Below are 18,516 nucleotides of genomic sequence, written 5' to 3' on the forward strand. Positions count from 1 at the left end.
CCGCGATTGAATACGATTACTTACATGCTTGTGCAAATCCGCTACTCTAGCACACGCCGAGAACAGGCAAAACGTGAAACATCACAGGAGATTCCATGCCCCGACGCTTCCATGACGCCGAGGAACTATTGCCACCAGCCACTGCCCTGAAACGTGCCCTGGCGATTATTTACGACGGTTTGATCAGCATTGCCGTGCTATTGGTAGCCACCTGGGCTTACACCATGGTTGCCGGGTGGATCACCGGCTGGGACCGCTACGAGCAGATGGCCGAGGCCGGCCAGCTTTCCAGTGACCCAGGCCTGACCTTCGTGCTGTTCCTGGTGCTTTACCTGTTTTTTGCCTACTTCTGGACGCGCCTCGGGCAAACCCTGGGGATGCAGGTGTGGCGAGTCCGCATCGAGAACCTGGACGGCACTTCCGTCAGCTGGACCCAGGCACTGATTCGCTATGTTACCGCCGCAGCGGTCATCTTCCTGACCCTGCTCGCGAGCTACTACCTGAGCGCAGCAACACTGTTCCTTTCCGTTCCGGCCATGATCGCCCTGTTCTACCCTATCAACGGCCTGTCTGTCACAGACCGGCTGTCCGACAGCGTGGTTGTCTCCTTACCCAGAGAATCGGGAAAGAAGCAGTCGGCGAACAGGTGAAAACCGGCGGTGTAACCGGGCGGATCATCCGGCCCGGCGCATCAGGATTGCGCCCACCACTGCATTAACCGCGATGGGCACCAACACCGCCAGCATCGGGTTAAACCCGTAGAGCAGGCTCATGGGGCCTAACAGGTCCTGCATGTATTTGAACAGGAGCCCCACCAGCAGCCCCGTGAACACCCGAAAACCCATGGTGACTGAACGAAGGGGGCCAAAGATGAAGGATATGGCAACCAGTACCATGACGGCCGTGCCCAGCGGCATCAGTGCTTTTTTCCAGAAGGCCAGCCAGTATCGCGAGGCATTCAGGCGCTGCTCCCCGAGATACCTGGCGTAGGTGTACAACCCTGTCATGGAAAGATTTTCCGGTTTAACGATCAGAACGCTCAGTACGCCTGGGGACAAACCAGTCTCCCATTCCAGGGTATGGTTTTCAGAACGAGTGGTTCTATTGCCCTCAAAATTCGTGGTCCGGACATTCTCCAGCAGCCAGTAGTCGCCCTGAAAAATTGCCCGTTCGGCAAAACTGGCCGAGACCAGCTGACGATCATCATTGAGACGGAATCGCGAGATACCGTGCAGCACGCCGTTCGGCTGGACTGCATTGAGGTGAATATAAACATCCCCCTCCTTGTGCCAGACGCCAGACGCCGACGCCACATTTCTTCCCGCCCCGAGGGCCACAGCCTTGTCGCTCTGAGCCAAACGCTCGGCCGCAGGTGCAACATATTCGCCGATCAAAACGCCCAACAAGACCACCACGAGTGCCGGCTTCATGGCCGACCAGACAATGCGCCTGAGTGACACCCCGGCAGCGCGAATGACCGTGAGTTCCGAGGAACTGGCCATGGAGCCGAGGCCAACCAGGCAACCCATGAAAGCCCCGAGCGGCAGGTAATCGTAAATTCGGCGCGGCACGGTCAGGAGAATATGCCAGAGCACCTGAAGTGTCTGGTAGTCATTGCGGGTATTATCCAGCTCGGCAATGAATGCAAAAACCAGATCCAGTGACAGCACAACAACCATCACCAGGAACATGGCGCCGCCAACCGTGCGCATTACATACCCGTCAACCCTGCGCATGAGCACCTCCCTCCCGGGCTATGCGCCGCCGGTGCAGCCAGTTGGGGCCAAACTGGAGCCAGAGCCCCAACGCTGTGAACAGCGCATGCACCCAGAGCATACCAATCCACTCGGGGACCTTGCCCGCAGCGAGCCAGTCCCGGGCCACAATAAGCAGGCCGAGGTAGGTGATGTAGACCAGCATCGCCGGCAACAAGTGAAAAAAGCGGCCCTGCCGGGGGTTAACCCGGCTCAGACTCACCGCCAGCAAGGCAACGACCGGAACAATAAGAGGCAGGGAAAGGCGCCAGTGAAGCAATGCCCGGTCTTCCAGGCTATCTGATTGCACCAGGCTCAGGGTGCTGACTCCTTTTTCAAGTTCCTGAACTCCGGTTTTACCGCTCTCGATCCTCAGACCATAGGCTTCAAAGTCAATCAGGTTGTAATCGAGCTGGCCAGCGACACCCTCAAACCTGCCTCCCCCTTCAAGTATGAGAAAGCGGCTGCCGGTTTCCGAATCTATCAGCTGTGAACCGGTTTCAGCGGTGATAATGGTCAGGTCCTTACCGTCCTGGGCGTATTCAGCAATGAAAACGCCCCGCAGCTGGCGCTTGTCCTCACTGAGACTTTCGGTGTAGGTCACTCGCCCGCCTGAGGAAAAATCCTGGAACCTCCCGGGCGCCAGCATTTCAAATTCCGTGGCCTTGCGCTGCTCGTTGATAATGTCCTCAACCTGCTTCATTCCCCACGGAGAAACATAGAGGCTCATGGCCCCGACAATGATCATCACCGGAAAGCTGCCAATCAGGGTTTTACCAAGCAATGCCTTGTTGCTCACACCACAGGCATAGAGGACCGTCATCTCGCTTTCGAGATACATCCGCCCATAAGCCAGCAAAATCCCTATAAACAGGCCAAGTGGCAGGATCAGCTCAAGGAAACCGGGGAATCGATAGGCCATTATTTCAAACAGCACCCCGGCCGAAATACTCCCTTCAGCTGCGCTGTCGAGGTACTTCAGAAAACGGCCACTCATAAACACCAGCAACAGGATGCCCGAAACGGCAACCATGCTGATCATGGCCTGGCGAATGAGGTAACGGAAAATGATGCTCAAATCGGTCTCTCTGGCCGTATCCGGTGAAACGTGGAGGATGCTGGGAACTGCGCGTATTCTATGTAACCTTGATGCCGAATGACAGAGTAGCGGTATTACACCGGCATGAAGGGCCTGACAGGCCTGCAAGCGGGATGAACCGCTTGATAATTTCCTTGCCAGCCCCAATGCTAGAGTAAATCACATTCAAGCACGATTCCCGCCTCTGGCGGACGTATCCAGAACAATCGACAGGAGTTGCCATGAATTTCAGCCTGAGCAATAAAGCCATCGCCAGCACCAAAACAGACTGCCTCGTTGTCGGCTTGCCTGAAAAAGGCACCTGGCCGCACTCCACCAACCAGGCAGACGAGGCGCTGGGCGGGCTGATCAAGAAACTCCAGAAAGCCGGCGACCTTAGCGGCAAGAACGCCACCACGGCGGCCATTCCGCTGACAGATCAGCCCTGGGGTCGCCTACTGGTGGTTGGGACAGGTAATGACGCAGACCGAACGCCTGCAAACTATCGCAAGGCCCTGATCGCCATGATGACCGCTCTGAAAGATGGCCCCTCAAAAAGTGTCGCTGTCGCCCTTGCAGACACCCCGGTAACCGGCGACGACGCGGTTAGTTCTGAGTCCGCCCGCCTCAGCCTTATCGGCCGCACTCTGGAAGACCAGCTCTACACCTTCAGCGACTTCAAGAGCGAAAAGCCGACAGCCCGCAAACTGAATAAAGTTGTTGTAGTTGCCTCGAGTGCCACCAAAGATCTGAAAGATGCGTTCAATCTGGGCCTCGCCACCGGCCGCGGCATGAACTTCACCCGCGACCTGGGCAACACCCCGCCCAACATCTGCCACCCGGAGTGGCTGGCCCAGCAGGCCAAGAAGCTCGCCAAGGACTACGACTGCATCAAGACCGAAGTGCTTGACGAAAAGCAGATGGAAAAAATGGGGATGAACACCATTCTCGCCGTCGGCAAGGGCAGCACCCAGCCGCCACGGCTGATTGTAATGGAATACCGTGGCGGCAAGGCCAAGGACAAGCCCCATGTACTGGTGGGTAAAGGCATCACCTTCGACACAGGCGGCATCAGCCTCAAACCCGGCGAAGGCATGGACGAAATGAAATACGACATGGGCGGCTCCGCCAGCGTATTCGGCGCCATGCAAGTGCTGGCCGAAACCCAGCCCAAGATCAACGTAGTGGCCGTGATCGCCGCAGCCGAGAACATGCCGGACGGCGGCGCCTCGCGCCCGGGCGACATCGTTACCACCCTTTCCGGCTTGACCGTTGAAATCCTCAACACTGATGCCGAGGGCCGCCTGGTACTTTGTGACGCCCTCACCTATGTGAAGAAATTTGACCCTGCCGCGGTCATTGATCTGGCCACCCTCACCGGTGCCTGCATCATCGCCCTGGGCAACCACGCCACCGGCCTGCTCGCCAACAACGACGATCTTGCCAACGAATTACTGGCTGCAGGCGAACGCGCCGGTGACCGCGCCTGGCGCCTACCGCTCTGGGACGAATACCAGAGCCAGCTCGACAGCAACTTCGCCGACATGGCCAACATCGGCGGCCGCCCGGCCGGCACCATTACCGCCGCCTGCTTCCTGTCCCGATTTGCCAAAGACTACCGCTGGGCCCATCTGGACATCGCCGGCACCGCCTGGCACTCCGGCAAAGCCAAGGGTTCCTCGGGCCGCCCCGTACCCATGCTGGTCGACTACCTGATGTCCCATGCAGGAAAGTAACCCGGCCAATCCACCGGAGACCGGCAGCCCCGCTGCCGGCCCCTCCGGCAAGGAAGACCCGAACCAACGATACTGGTTCCACATCCTCGCCCAGAACACCCCCGCCGCCCGCAACCTCCACGCCACCAGACTCGTGGACAAAGCCTGGCAGCAGGGCGACCGTGTGTGCGTCGTTTGCGACACCATGCAACACGCGGAGGAACTCGATGACCTGCTCTGGAACTTCAGCCCCGATGCGTTCATCCCCCACAGCGTGGTTCCCGACTCCGCCACCACCTGCACAGATTCCGTGGGCATCCTGCTATGCCCGCCAGTGGCAGAAGACTGGGAGACTGTGATCATCCTCTCGGCAACGTTGCCAGCGAATGCGGACCGGTTTAAACGACTTGCTCTGGTGGCACATAACGACCCCAATGTCCTGAACCAGGCGCGGTCGCATTTTAAACAGCTGCGAGCTCTGGGGATTGAACCTCGAGTGCATGATCAGAGAAAGCGTTAGGTTCGCCGCAAACAGGGCGACCATGTATAATCGGGCGTCTCAATTTTCCCTTGCGAATCAACCAACGGTCACTGCAGAAACCCATGGAAAAAACCTACCAGCCAGAAAACATCGAGCGCCAGTGGTACGAAAACTGGGAATCCAAAGGGTACTTCCGCCCCTCCGGCGAAGGTGAATCATTCAGCATCGCCATCCCGCCGCCCAACGTTACCGGCAGCCTGCACATGGGCCATGCGTTCCAGCACACCATCATGGACACCCTCACCCGCTTCAAGCGCATGCAGGGCCGCAACGCATTGTGGACCGTTGGCACCGACCACGCCGGCATCGCCACCCAAATGGTGGTTGAACGCAAACTGGCCGCTGAAGAAGACAAAACCCGCCACGACCTGGGCCGGGAAGAATTCATTAAGCGCATCTGGGACTGGAAAGAACACTCCGGTGGCACCATCACTCGCCAGATTCGCCGCCTCGGCAACTCCGTGGACTGGGACAACGAACGCTTCACCATGGACGATGGCTTCTACAAAGCCGTGCAGGAAGTGTTCATCCGGCTGTACGACGAAGGCCTGGTGTACCGAGGCAAGCGGCTGGTGAACTGGGACCCGAAGCTGCACACAGCCATTTCGGATCTCGAAGTTGAAAACAAGGAAGAGAAGGGCTTCTTCTGGCACCTGCGTTACCCGCTGGCGGACGGCGCCAAGACGCAAGACGGCAAAGACTATGTAGTCGTTGCGACCACCCGCCCTGAAACCATGCTGGGCGACACTGCCGTTGCAGTGCACCCGGAAGACGAGCGCTACCAGCACCTGATTGGCAAGCACGTGCTACTGCCGCTGGTGAATCGCAGAATTCCGATTGTGGCCGACCACCACGCCGACCCGGAAAAGGGCTCCGGCTGCGTGAAGATCACCCCGGCCCATGATTTTAACGACTACGCCGTGGGCAAGCGCAACAACCTGCCCATGATCAACGTCCTGACCCAGGATGCTAACATCCGGATCGTGGCTGAGGTATTCAACTCCGACGGCACCGAAAACACCGAACTCGACGGCCAGATGCCAGGAGCTTATGCCGGACTCACCCGCGAGGAAGCCCGTAAAGCCATCGTCTCCGACCTGAAAGGCGGGGGCCTGCTCGAGCGGGAAGAAGACCACGTGCTTAGCGTGCCCCGCGGCGACCGCTCTGGCCTGATCATCGAACCCATGCTCACCGATCAATGGTTTGCCGACGCCAAGACCCTGGCCAAGCCGGCAATTGAAGCAGTCGAAGATGGCCGTATCCAGTTCGTGCCCAAGCAGTACGAAAACATGTACTTTTCCTGGATGCGCGACATCCAGGACTGGTGTATTTCCCGTCAGTTGTGGTGGGGCCATCGGATTCCGGCCTGGTACGACGCCGAAGGCAACATCTATGTCGGGCGCAATGAAGGCGAAGTGCGCAAGAAGCACAGCCTGGCGGCTGATCTGGAACTGAAGCAGGACGACGACGTACTGGACACCTGGTTCAGCTCTGCCCTGTGGACTTTCGGCACCCTGGGCTGGCCGGAAATCACCGAGCGTCTGAAGACCTTCCACCCGACCGACGTCCTGGTGACCGGTTTCGACATCATCTTCTTCTGGGTTGCCCGGATGATCATGATGACCATGCACTTCATGAAGAATGAGGACGGCACGCCCCAGGTACCCTTCCACACCGTGTACGTCACTGGCTTGATCCGGGACGAGCACGGCGACAAAATGTCCAAGTCCAAGGGTAACGTGATTGATCCGCTGGACATGATTGACGGCATCAGTCTGCCTGACCTGCTGGAGAAACGTACCGGCAACCTGATGCAGCCCAGGCTGGCCGAGAAGATTGGCAAGCGCACCCAGAAAGAATTCCCGGAAGGCATCGCCGCCCACGGCACCGACGCCCTGCGCTTCACCCTCGCGGCCATGGCCACCACCGGCCGCGACATCAACTGGGACATGAAACGCCTGGAAGGCTACCGCAACTTCTGCAACAAGCTGTGGAACGCCGCCCGTTACGTGCTGATGAACACCGAGGGCGAAGACTGCGGCATCAATGATGAGCCGGTGAAACTGTCCCTGGCCGATCGCTGGATCATCAGCGAGCTGCAAAGCTGCGAGCAGGATGTCATCCGTCACCTGGACCAGTACCGCTTCGACCTGGCGGCCTATGCCCTGTACGAGTTCATCTGGAACGAATACTGTGACTGGTACCTGGAACTGTCCAAGCCGGTTCTGAACGACGAAAATGCCAGTGCTGAAGCCAAGCGCGGCACCCGCCGGACCCTGGTCCGGGTGCTGGAAGCCGTCCTGCGCCTGGCGCACCCGATGATGCCGTTCATCACCGAGGAAATCTGGCAGCGCATTGCGCCACTTGCGGGCAAAACCGGCGACAGCATCATGCTGCAGCCGTTCCCGCAGCCAGACGCCAGCAAGCAGGATGCCGCCGTTACCGCCGATATTGAATGGGTCAAGGGTGTCATCGTGGCCGTGCGCAACATTCGTGGCGAGATGAACATCTCCCCGGCTAAAAAGATCCCCGTCTTGCTGCGGGGCAAAGACGCCGAAGACCAGCGCCGCATGGATGACAACCGCCAGTTCCTGGGCTCCCTGGCCAAGCTGGAGAGCCTCGACTGGTTTGAAGGCGACAAGGCCCCCATGTCTGCCACCCAGCTTGTCGGTGAGATGGAAGTGCTGGTCCCCATGGCCGGCGTGATCGACAAGGATTCGGAGCTCAAGCGCCTGGACAAGGAGCTGGAGCGGCTGCAGAAAGAGATCGGGCGCCTTGAGGGCAAGTTGAACAACGAAAAGTTTACCGCCAAGGCACCGGCGGATGTGGTCGAGAAGGAGCAGGAAAAGCTCCGTGACGCCCAGAGCAACCAGACCCGTCTGAGCCAGCAGCGGGCCGACATCGAGACCATGTAAACGGCATGATCGGTATCCTCGGTGCAGGCTCGCTGGGCAGGCTGTGGGCGGCTTTGCTGCCTGTCGGCAGTGTTGCGTTCATTGCCAGGCCCGGTGGGTCGCCCGAGGCCGATATCAGCTACCGGTTCCGGCCCATCAACGGCCGGGAGTTGATCGCCCGGATTCCATGGCTTCGGGCCAGTGACGATCCCGGCGTGATTCTGGTCACAACCAAGGCCGGCGACACCGTTGACGCCATTGCCGGGGTGATTGACCAGTTCCCCGGCACTACTCCGATCATTCTTTTCCAGAACGGCCTCGGCAGTCAGCAGAGGGTGGCTGCCCGATGGCCGGATCGCCCTATCCTGGCAGCCAGCACCACCGAGGGCGCCAACCGGCCGGAACCGGACCTACTGGTCCACGCCGGCACCGGCGACACCTGGATCGGGCCGATGACTGAATCCGCTGGCAGCCAACTGAACACTGTGGTTGAGTTGCTGAGCGCCAGCGGTCTGACCATACATCCCGAGCAAGACATACTGCAGCGACTCTGGCAAAAGCTCGTTATCAACGCCGGCATCAACCCCTACACGGCCCTGCTGGACTGCCCCAACGGCGATATCCTCGCCTTCCCCCTCTATCGGGATACTATCGACGGGCTATGTCACGAACTGTCAGCGCTGATGCGAGCCAGCGGTCAGGGTGAGCAAACGCCGGAAGCCCTTCGTGAGCGGATAGAGACTGTTGCCCACAAGACCGCCCGCAACACCTCGTCGATGCGGGCCGATGTTCTCAAGGGCCGGACCACGGAGATAAACTTCATTAATGGCTATCTGTGGAAGCTTGGAAAAGACCTCGGCATCCGGACACCGGTGAACCAGATGCTGACCGAACGGGTTCACCAGCTGTGGTCACGCTAACAGGTACACACGGCAACTTACGGTCAGACCTTGAAGGCCTCCACCAGCCGCTGAAGCGACGCCGTCAGTTCCGACATTTCCCTTGACGAACCGAGCGTCTCCTCGGCGTTAGCAGCGGTCTTTTTGCCCAGTTCGCCAATCTGCTCAACATTCGAATTCACGTTTTTTGCGACGGCGGACTGCTCCTCCGCTGCCTGGGCGATCTGGTGGCTCATATCCACAATGACCGAGATACCATTGGCGATCCGGTCCAGGGCTTCGGTCACTTCACCGGACTTCTGAACCGTTGTTTCGGTGACATCCCGGCTGTTGGTCATGGCGGACACAGCGTCCTTAACACCACTCTGCAACCTTGAGATCATCCCTTCGATCTCTTCGGTCGACTTGTGTGTGCGCTGTGACAGCGACCGGACTTCATCGGCAACTACCGCAAACCCGCGTCCCTGCTCACCTGCTCTGGCGGCTTCGATTGCGGCATTCAGCGCCAGCAGATTGGTCTGCTCTGCAATGGCCTTGATTTCCACAAGAACCTGGCTGATGTTGTCGCTGTCCTTACTTACCCGATTGATCACCTCAACCGCACCAGAGATCTCGGTGGCCAGTTTGTTGATTGTACTGACCGTACCGGCAACCACACCCCGCCCCGTTTCAGTATCACGTTCGGCATTGCCGGCACTGTCGGCGACCCGGTGAGCACTCTCAGTCACCTCATGCACCGCCTCAACCATCTGGTTCATGGCCTCATTGATCTGGCCGCTTTCTTCCATCTGGCGTGCCACAGCCTCACTGTTGGCTGCTGCCGTATCATTTACCCGGGTAGCCTGCTGATCCACGTCCGCCGTGGTCCGGCCGACGGAGCGAATCAGTTCGGCAATCCGGTCTGTCATGTTATTGAATTCGGTCGTCAGCTCACCCAGTTCGTCGCGGTTGCGTAACATGATGTGGGTAGTCATATCGCCCGCCGCCACGTTCCTCGCGGCCTGGCTGAACCGATTGATGGCCGTGCGCACCGACATGAAGAAACCGACGTAGAGGTAAACGACCACCAGGAGGATAGCAACCAGTGCAATGATAATAAGGCTCCGCTGATTGACCTCACTTTCTAGCCTTGACCGGAGATTGGCTTCCACCACATCAAATGCTGCGGCTTTGAACTGGTCGAAGGGAGCCAACTGGGCTGAAATCAGTTCGTCATAGTCCTGCCAGGGCATTTCGAGGCGCATGGGCGTAATGACATTCTGGTCCAGCTGATCACGGACGACCGTCAGGCTCTCATCCACCCTTGCGATCGCATCACCCGCCTGGCTCACCAGATCCGGCGACGATTCAGAGACCACAGAAAGCGCCGGCGATAGCAGCGAGCTGCGATTGGTCAGCTGGTCATAGACTTCGTTAAGGGTTTCGCTCAGGGCGTAACCGACCTGCCCTTCTACCAGCGCAAACATGCCGTAGGATTTTGCCCGACCGATAACCGTACGTGCTGCGGGGAGTGAATCACGGAGCAGGCCCAGAATAAGCTGGTTCTCCCTGGAGGTTCCCTGCCCCAGGCCGGATATTTCTATTGTGGCAGGTAGCAGGGCCTGAGCCTTCTGAACAAACTCCTGGTAGTACTTGAACTGGGGGTCGAAATTTCCCAGATAGTTCTCATCGGCTCGAAGGCCCTTCCATTCCTGCCGGAGCGCGCCTACCTGTTCGGCCCACGAACCTGAGCTATCAAACGAACGATTCTCCTCGACCAGTGCCTCAAGGGTGGCGTCTACAGAAGCTGCAGCGTCCTCCGACAGCGCCTTGATGGCACTCTCATCCTTGATGACCGCTGGAGAGTGGTAGTCGCGATAGTCCATTGCTGCATCCACCAGCCGATCAACCTGCTGCAGCTGCTCAAGCCCCTCAACACCCCGGGTCATGGTTTGAACAGAGCGATTGAGCTCGGAGATTACAAGCCAGGACAGCCCGCCAATAGGTAACAGAAACAGAATGCTGATGAGACTGAACTTGTAGACCATTGGCAGCCGATTCATCAGTGCGATGGCAGGATTAATGAGTTGCTTCACGGTGATCCTCGCGCTGGAGCTTTAACAACTGAATAGGTATTCTTTTCTTATATTGTCGCCTAAAGTCTTAAAAACTTAAGCATTATTTGTTGTTAAACTGTAATGTTTTATCAAATTCCGGTCAGGCAATACCAGAAATGACCAACAATGCGAGGGTGCAGATCCATACCAGCATGCTTCTGTTCAGCAAATCCCTTACTGCACTCAGGCTTCGCCCGCCAAAAGCAGTCCACTCATCTGGATGAATCTGTGAGAAGCGGGCCGGATCCAGTGCATATCCGGTTAACGACCCGTTGGCGGAAATCATGAGTACTTCATCGGTTTTTTTCGTCACTCCGGTCAGCGTATGGCGGGTTTCCCGCAGCCAGCCAGCAAGATCCCCGGCAATTCCGAAGGTGAGTGACAACAGTCTGGCCGGAATCCACGCCGCCCATTCCGACATTCTGGCGAACCTTGGCCGGGCCGGTGCCTGGGGCCAATGATCCGCAAGTGCAACCAGCCCGCGGGCCAAAACCGCCAGGCCGACACCGCCGACGACATACCAGAAAGCCACTAGAAAAAAGCGCTGAAAAACCGAGACCAACAGTGCTTTAGAGAGGGAGAGATGCATCGCCTCCGGGGACAGGGCAGCACCACGCTCTTCGGCGGGCAAGTGGTCTTTTACGTGGAGCCAGGCCGACTGCATGTCTCCCCGCTGCCATGCCTCTGCATAGACCCGGAGTACCTTCCGCCATCCGGGGGTTCCCATGACGGCTACCAGAACCAGAAACTCAACGGGATAGGCTGCCATCCGCCAGTCGGAGGAAATCAGTAAATACTCCGCCAGTCCCAGCAAAAATGCAGGAAAAACAACCAATGCAAGTCCGGTCGTAATTCCGGCCTCATGGCCTGCCTTTACCCGGCTGCCATTGTGAAACCACCGGCGCCACAGATCATCGCCGTTGAGCAAGTCCAGCGAGTCCAGGCGCCGGCGCACCATATAAGCCAGGAGAAACACAATCAGGACCATTTACACGCCCTTCCTTGCCGACCGGTTATCGTCAAGGACTGCCGCAAAAAGCTCCCAGTCAAACGCCGGCCCGGGATCGGTCTTCCGGCCGGGCGCGATATCGCAATGGCCAGCAATACGTCGATCAGTAATGTCCGGCCAGGCGGCCATAGCCAGGTTCGCTACCTGTGCCAGCTTGCGATATTGTTCCGGGGTATAAGGTGTGTCATCGGTACCCTCAAGCTCGATACCGATGGAAAAATCATTACATTCTTCCTGCCCCTCAAAACACGAACGCCCGGCGTGCCAGGCGCGATCCAGCAGGCTGACAAACTGCACAACATTGCCATCACGCCGAATCAGCAGATGGGCAGACACCTGAATACCGGCTATGGCCTCAAAATAGGGATGGGCAGAATGGTCAAGACAGTTACAGAAGAAGTCTTCTATTTCCGGGCCACCAAACTGTCCCGGGGGAAGACTGATGTTGTGGACGACCAGCAAGGAGATCGCAGCACCTTCAGGACGAGGCCCGAAGTTTGGCGAAGGACACCAGCGCGCAAAAGGAACCCTGCCGGTTTCACGAAGCGCATTTCGGTCGGCACCGGAATCGGGAAGGCTCGCGGAAAAAACATCTGAATCAGGCAAAGTAATTCCAAAAGTTTCAGAGGATTACAGCCTCTGATTGAATCACAAACCTGCCCTGGTTGCTATGAATCAGTCCTTGCGGCTGCTACGAAGGTTATCAATGATAGACTCCAGCGCGCGGTCAAAGATCAGACCATCATCCAGCATGCTGATTCTGCCCGCCTCCATATCTGCAGCCAGCTCCTGACGGTGGTATTCCGCAACCTTGGCACCACTCCGGTTGACGAAGATGTACTTGCGGGTCGCCTTGATAAAAGCGGCAAGTTTGCACCGCACCTTTGTTTCTTCGCGGGTGAGTTCGATCCAGGACCCCACCCGAAGGCTGTCCGCCTTCTCCAGCCATACCGGATCGATCACCGGTGCCACCTTCGCCTCCTCGGCAGACTGACTGCCGGCTTCGGGGACCGTCGCAGCTGGTTGGGCAACAGCTGGATCTTCTGCGGATTCCTCCGGATTCAGCGGGGCCGCTGACGGCTCGCCCTCCGATCGCATGGAATCCGGCTGAGCGACACCCTCTACCGGCGTCTCCGGTGGCAGTGATCGAGCAACCTCTTCAGACTGCTCTTCCCGGGCCGGCGCCGTCACAAGCCGCTGGAATACATCAACGTGAGCAAGTTCCAGATCGCGGATAGCCGCATCGGTGGCAAACGGATCCCAGGAGATTTCCTGCAGGGCTTTACGAAGATCATCTACGATGGCTGGTATTGCCCGTAACAACTCGCTGCGGGTTGCATCACTGACCGGGCGTGGATCCACGCTCCAGACCAGTTGTTCAGTCAGGTTCCGGGCATGCTGCCATCGCGCACTGTCCTCACCTTCCCTCAGAACGACCCACTGCAAATACCTGGTCCAGGGCTCATTCAGTAAGCCCGCAACCGGCTCCGGAATATCCCGCTGTCCAGTCAGATCCCGCACCAGACTTTCTGCTGCCTCGGAAGCACGCTCCTGACGGGCCCGCCCTTCTTCCGCATCGCGAAGTCGCTGCTCCACCAGCTCCCGCCGCCTGCGGTCAAGATCCATGAAGTGGCTGAAATCCTTCAGCAATTCCTCGAACAAAGCCACGTTATTGGTGAACTCGTTCAGAATTCGGTCCACCACGGATTCTATCTTCTCCCGCAGCGGATCACGCTGCCCAGGCTTTTTCTCTGTCCAGCCGATTGCCGAGAGTGCGAGCTCATTGAGCAGTTTGCGAACCGGGTGACCACCCCGGTTGAAAAAGTTCTTGTCACTGAGGGCGACTTTCAGCACCGGGATCTGAAGGCGCCCGATCAATGCCTTCATGACAGGATGCAGCTGCCGATCTTCAAGGATGAAGTCGAACAACATGGACACCAGATTGATTACATCACTGTCCATTTGTCCCGGGTTCAGGCTCTGACCATCTCCAGACCGAAGAATTGGTTGTAGCTGCTGATTAAGAGGCATTACGACACCGTCATCCCACTGGCGGCTGTTGGATTGTGCTTCCGTCAGGCGTGCCATGAGGCGATCAGTATCAATAAAGCCTTCACCACCATGACCTCGGCCACTGGACCCGGCATCACCCTGATGCAACAGTGCACTGAGCTCGGAGAAAGTCGCCTGGGACGATGGTCCGCCATAGCTTTCACCGGCAGGAGCCAGCGGAACATCAACACCGGAAGGTGCACCCGTGCCACCACCTCCAGGCCGTTGTCCGGACCGGGCAGGCACATTTCCTGCCGGCGGACGCTTCATCTCCGGCAACACACCCTCATTGACCAGAGTCCGATTCGCCTCTTTGTAGAAGTCTCCCAGCGTGTCGGCAAGAAGACGGTCAAACAGCTTGAGGACCACCAGTTTGGCCCGTATGTCTATGTCGAGATCGGCACAGGCTTCAGCCACGCCACCACAGATAATTTCCGGGCTCAGAGGCATCTGTGCATCTTTCAGGTTAATACCCGGTACCAAATGGCCAACCCGCACGGTCAACAGGCGGATCTGTTCGGTGTAACGATTCCGGAGCTTGTTGATCAGGTTATCGACAGCGACCTGTTGCTCCAGCTGGGAATGATCCACCAGGCTAAGAGAATCCTGGTCAATGTCTTCCAGAGTGCCCGTTGTCTTCTGTGGCTGAAACTTTCCGATTTCGTTAAACGCCTGGCTGACATACTGGAGGATCGAGACCACCATGGCCTTGCGGCGGAGCCTTAACTCTCGCATGGCATCAAAATAGGCAGTCTGATCAAGGTTGGTACCGGCCCGATCGGCAAGTTCGAACAGGGCATCGTCGGCGCGATCAAAAAACCTGGCAAGAACGGATTTCAGTGACTGACCCGAAGCGTCACGCAGGTGAACCAACGCAGCCGGCAAGGAAAACCGGGCAGGCGGCTTCTGGCCTGAAAAGCTGACAACCTTGTTATCGTGCGCCATGAAACTGCTCCGGGTCTGGATCGGAAAATATCTGAACTTCTTTCCACCTCACATGATACGAGCTGACTACGTCAGGTTGTGTCAGAATTTGTCACCTTTTGTGTAGACCTGACCTGCATCACAGTTTAGAAGACGGAAGGCAAGAGTTTGGCGATTCACCGAGTGCCCTATAGAATTACCCGCCTCAGCATTGTTCCACCCCAAACCACCGGACGCGCGCCTTATGATCACCGCAGAACTCCTCCGCCAGGCCCGAATCGAAAACGTCGCCCAGAGTCTGCGGGAAGATATTGGAGAAGGCGACATCACGGCATTACTGATACCGTCGGAAAAACGCGCCAGCGGCCGTGTCATTACCCGGGAAGCCGCCACAGTCGCAGGTCGCGAGTGGGTTGAAGAGGTGTTCCGGCAGGTTGATCCGTCGGTGAAACTTGTCTGGCAGGTTGCCGATGGCGATACCGTGTCACCCGATCAGGAACTGTTCACCATGGAGGGTCCCGCAAGAAGCTTGCTCACCGCGGAACGGTCGGCCCTGAACTGGTTACAGACTCTCTCTGGCGTTGCCACCGCCTGCGCCGGATATTCTGCCAGGGTGGCCCACACCGGCGTTCGCCTGCTGGATACCCGGAAAACCCTGCCCGGGCTACGCCTCGCTCAGAAATACGCGGTTACCTGTGGTGGCTGTTACAACCATCGCATCGGCCTGTGGGATGCATTTCTGATCAAGGAAAACCACATTGCCGCGTGCGGCTCCATTTCCGACGCCATTGTGGCGGCTCACCGGATTGCACCGGGCAAACCCGTTGAAGTGGAAACCGAAAACCTTGGCGAGCTGGACCAGGCCCTCAATGCCGGCGCCGACATCATCATGCTGGACGAATTTTCGCTGGAAGACATGCGTACGGCGGTCACCAGGACCGCTGGCAGGGCAAAGCTCGAGGCTTCCGGGGGCATAAACTCGACCACTCTGGTCCCGATCGCTGAAACAGGCGTGGACTTCATCTCGATTGGCGCACTGACCAAGGACATCAGGGCCGTGGATCTGTCCATGAGACTGGACTGATCAGCCTCCGGACAGCAAACGGTCGATTTCCTCCAGCTCCCTGACCAGCGCGTTGCCAGGTTCTGGCCGGCCACGGAAGTGCTCCTCAGCCATGGGCGCTATGCCGGACACCGCCGGCAGCGGGTGGTCGCTCTCAATAATGACTTTCATCCTGGCCACAAACACAAACTGCAGCCACTGGTGAAACTCCAGGGTATCGATGCAGAAGGGCTTGGTACTCTGTAAGGCCTCCTCCGGGGGTCGCCCTGACTCCCAAAGCCCGAGTTGCCGTAATTCCATCTCAATTTTCAACAGGCTGTCCGCAACCTGCCCGATCGGATCGTCGGGTTTGGTCATATCAGTCTCGCTTTAGTCAGTCAGTGGCTCCAGCTCCACGGTTTCGCCATGCAGAATCCGGAACAGGTCCTCGTACTGGCGAGTCAGTGGGTGCTTGGGCGCCATATGAATCAGGGGCTGCCGGCTCTGGTGAGACTCTTTCATTTTCACGGAACTCGACAGCCTCACTGGCAGCACCGGCAAGCCTTCTTCGATGAGCTCCCTGACCAGCTGTCTCGGCAAACTGGCCCGGGACTGGAACTGATTGGCAATAATTCCCTCAACAACCAGGTCTTCATTGTGGTCTTCCTGGAGGTCACGGATTTCGTTGAGAATGTTGTACAGAGCCTGTCGGGAAAAATCGTCACAATCAAACGGTATCAGGCAGCGCTGGGCCGCAATGAGTGCGGACCGGCTGTAGAAGTTGAGTGCCGGCGCCGTATCGATATAAATGGCGTCAAAGGTTTCCTCCAGCTTTTTGAGGGCTTCTCGCAGCTTGTAGATCTTGTGCTTGGCCTCCAGCTTGCGCTCAAGGAAGTCCAGCTCAGGGCTGGACGGCATCACAAACAGGTTTTTGAAAGGTGAGGCATGAACGAATTCGTCCGGACGACGGTTGAACACGGTAAAAGCAACGGTTTGCTCGAGCATATCAGCGACCGTATCCTTAAGCTCGCTGGCCGGCTTTCCCAGCAGGTAATGGGTGGAGTTCCCCTGGGGATCCAGGTCCACAACCAATGTTCGTTTGCCCCGAGCTGCGCTGATAGCGGCCAGGTTACAGGTAATACTGGACTTGCCGACGCCGCCTTTCTGGTTAAATACCACCCGTCTCATTCCGTCTCTCCCTTGATAAGCAAGTATCGTTCTATTGATGCCACTGAGCTTTACGGTCTTTCACCATCCCATAACCGTTTTCACAAACGGGATCGTGAGCCTTCGTTGCGCCTGAAGTGAATTTTCATCCAGTATATCGAGAATGCCCAGCAAATCCCCAAGTCTTCGGGGCGCACGGCGCATAATGTAACCGGCGACGTCGTCGGCCATCATCAGACCGCGTTTTTCCGCCCGCGCCATCAGAATCTTCAGTCGATCGTCATCCCGGTAAATACCCAGCTGAATGGTCAAGCCGTGGCTAAGCCGCGACACCAGGTCTGGCAATTCGAATGGCAGGTTGGCGGGCAGGTCCGACAAACTCACCATCAAAAGTCCACCCTGGTCCTGGATCCGGTTATACAAATGGAAAATGGCTTCTTCCCACACCGGGTCACCCGCAATGCGGTCCAGGTCATCCAGACAGATAATCTCTTGGGCCTCAAGGCCGGAAAGTGCCTCGGGGCCAAAGGGCTGGAGCTCGGCAATACTGATGCAAACCGCAGCCCTGCCCTGGTTTTCGCTGTAATGGCAAACCGCCTGCAAGAGATGGCTTTTCCCGGTATCGGAATCACCACACAGTACCACTACGGGAACCCCGGCTGGCTGATGACACACGACCTCCAGACGTTTCGCAGCATCCGTATTACGATCACCGTGGAAGTTGTCGAAGCGCGCATCGTCACGCAGCTTGACGCCAAGTGCCAGCTGGGATGCGCTCATGACCGTTTGGACCTCCAGGCCCGCAAACCCCAGACGAAGATGTAATGAACACCGCTGAACACTGCGGAGGCGGCCGCCAGCGCGATGCCGACATCCACCACCCAGGGCGGCATGGGCAAGTCGGCCAGCAGCACGATGATCGCCAGTGCCACCAGAATCTGAACGAAGGTATTCACCTTGCCAGGGATACTCGGCTCCATATCATAGCGGCCAACGGCGTAATGGTAAGCCAGTGCGCCCGCCACGATCAGCAGGTCCCGCCCCAGAATCACAATAAACAGCCAGACCGGCAGAACAGAGGTCAGTGTAAGCATCAGGTAGGCGGTAATCAGCAAGGCCTTGTCGGCAAGAGGATCAGCAATGGCGCCGAGCCTTGAGCGCCAGTTAAAGTGCCGGGCCAGGAACCCGTCGATTGCATCCGTGCCAGCGGCAAGAAAAAAAATGACCAGCGCCCGCCGATAGTCGCCGGCCAGCAACGCGACTGCAAAGGGAGCTATCAGAAGAATGCGCAGAAACGTCAGGGCATTGGGAATCCAGCGCCAGCTGTGCAAATTCAAAAGGCTCC

16 protein-coding genes are annotated in these 18,516 nt (G+C 57.8%); 6 read left to right on the forward strand and 10 right to left on the reverse strand.

Annotation, left to right across the window (positions count from 1 at the left end; all coding sequences use genetic code 11):
• Positions 1-95 precede the first annotated feature (95 nt).
• Entirely contained in the window at positions 96-650 is a 555-nt protein-coding gene (locus tag CLH62_RS19760) for an RDD family protein (protein ID WP_099619903.1), read from the forward strand.
• Positions 651-674: 24 nt separating this feature from the next.
• On the opposite strand, the gene lptG is transcribed toward CLH62_RS19760, so the two are convergent.
• Both lptG and lptF read right to left on the reverse strand, forming a co-directional pair.
• A complete protein-coding gene (gene lptG, locus CLH62_RS19765; protein WP_099619904.1) occupies positions 675-1,736 on the reverse strand; it encodes an LPS export ABC transporter permease LptG in 1,062 nt (353 codons plus the stop codon).
• Positions 1,723-2,832, reverse strand: a complete 1,110-nt coding sequence (lptF, locus tag CLH62_RS19770) for an LPS export ABC transporter permease LptF (protein WP_099619905.1) — start codon at positions 2,830-2,832, stop codon at positions 1,723-1,725. The genes lptG and lptF overlap by 14 nt, the downstream gene beginning before the upstream one ends.
• Positions 2,833-3,074: 242 nt before the next feature.
• Here lptF and CLH62_RS19775 point away from each other — a divergent pair, with 242 nt between their 5' ends.
• The 4 genes from CLH62_RS19775 to CLH62_RS19790 all read left to right on the forward strand — a co-directional run bounded on the left by CLH62_RS19775 (position 3,075) and on the right by CLH62_RS19790 (position 8,902).
• Positions 3,075-4,568 carry a leucyl aminopeptidase gene (locus CLH62_RS19775; RefSeq protein WP_099619906.1) on the forward strand — a complete coding sequence of 498 codons (1,494 nt, stop codon included), beginning with the start codon at positions 3,075-3,077 and terminating at the stop codon, positions 4,566-4,568.
• On the forward strand, positions 4,555-5,067 hold the full coding sequence (locus tag CLH62_RS19780; RefSeq protein ID WP_099619907.1) for a DNA polymerase III subunit chi: 513 nt from the start codon (positions 4,555-4,557) through the stop codon (positions 5,065-5,067). The genes CLH62_RS19775 and CLH62_RS19780 overlap by 14 nt, the downstream gene beginning before the upstream one ends.
• 83 nt (positions 5,068-5,150) lie before the next feature.
• Positions 5,151-8,003: a valine--tRNA ligase gene (locus CLH62_RS19785; protein WP_099619908.1), complete on the forward strand. Its 2,853-nt coding sequence runs from the start codon at positions 5,151-5,153 to the stop codon at positions 8,001-8,003.
• A 5-nt stretch (positions 8,004-8,008) separates the two neighbouring features.
• On the forward strand, positions 8,009-8,902 hold the full coding sequence (locus CLH62_RS19790; RefSeq protein WP_099619909.1) for a ketopantoate reductase family protein: 894 nt from the start codon (positions 8,009-8,011) through the stop codon (positions 8,900-8,902).
• Between the two features lie 23 nt (positions 8,903-8,925).
• Here CLH62_RS19790 and CLH62_RS19795 read toward each other — a convergent pair whose 3' ends face one another.
• The 4 genes from CLH62_RS19795 to CLH62_RS19810 form a co-directional block, all read right to left on the reverse strand.
• Complete coding sequence (locus CLH62_RS19795) at positions 8,926-10,956, reverse strand: methyl-accepting chemotaxis protein (protein ID WP_099619910.1); 2,031 nt, start codon at positions 10,954-10,956, stop codon at positions 8,926-8,928.
• A 121-nt stretch (positions 10,957-11,077) separates the two neighbouring features.
• Positions 11,078-11,965 carry a histidine kinase gene (locus CLH62_RS19800; protein ID WP_099619911.1) on the reverse strand — a complete coding sequence of 296 codons (888 nt, stop codon included), beginning with the start codon at positions 11,963-11,965 and terminating at the stop codon, positions 11,078-11,080.
• A complete protein-coding gene (gene ampD, locus CLH62_RS19805; RefSeq protein WP_099619912.1) occupies positions 11,966-12,592 on the reverse strand; it encodes a 1,6-anhydro-N-acetylmuramyl-L-alanine amidase AmpD in 627 nt (208 codons plus the stop codon).
• A 69-nt stretch (positions 12,593-12,661) separates the two neighbouring features.
• Entirely contained in the window at positions 12,662-14,983 is a 2,322-nt protein-coding gene (locus CLH62_RS19810) for a DUF1631 domain-containing protein (RefSeq protein ID WP_099619913.1), read from the reverse strand.
• Between the two features lie 223 nt (positions 14,984-15,206).
• Between CLH62_RS19810 and nadC the strand changes: the two genes are divergently transcribed.
• Positions 15,207-16,046 carry a carboxylating nicotinate-nucleotide diphosphorylase gene (gene nadC, locus CLH62_RS19815; RefSeq protein ID WP_099619914.1) on the forward strand — a complete coding sequence of 280 codons (840 nt, stop codon included), beginning with the start codon at positions 15,207-15,209 and terminating at the stop codon, positions 16,044-16,046.
• On the opposite strand, the gene CLH62_RS19820 is transcribed toward nadC, so the two are convergent.
• From CLH62_RS19820 to CLH62_RS19835, 4 genes are read right to left on the reverse strand one after another with little or no spacing between them, the layout of a single operon-like run.
• Positions 16,047-16,382, reverse strand: coding sequence for a YqcC family protein (locus CLH62_RS19820; protein WP_099619915.1), 336 nt, complete (start codon positions 16,380-16,382; stop codon positions 16,047-16,049).
• Positions 16,383-16,394: 12 nt separating this feature from the next.
• Complete coding sequence (locus CLH62_RS19825; RefSeq protein ID WP_099619916.1) at positions 16,395-17,192, reverse strand: ParA family protein; 798 nt, start codon at positions 17,190-17,192, stop codon at positions 16,395-16,397.
• Positions 17,193-17,252: 60 nt separating this feature from the next.
• Positions 17,253-17,951, reverse strand: a complete 699-nt coding sequence (hda, locus tag CLH62_RS19830; RefSeq protein ID WP_099619917.1) for a DnaA regulatory inactivator Hda — start codon at positions 17,949-17,951, stop codon at positions 17,253-17,255.
• Positions 17,948-18,502: a CDP-alcohol phosphatidyltransferase family protein gene (locus tag CLH62_RS19835; RefSeq protein ID WP_099619968.1), complete on the reverse strand. Its 555-nt coding sequence runs from the start codon at positions 18,500-18,502 to the stop codon at positions 17,948-17,950. The genes hda and CLH62_RS19835 overlap by 4 nt, the downstream gene beginning before the upstream one ends.
• Positions 18,503-18,516: the final 14 nt, after the last annotated feature.

The organism is Marinobacter guineae (assembly GCF_002744735.1).
Classification (GTDB): Bacteria; Pseudomonadota; Gammaproteobacteria; order Pseudomonadales; family Oleiphilaceae; genus Marinobacter; species Marinobacter guineae.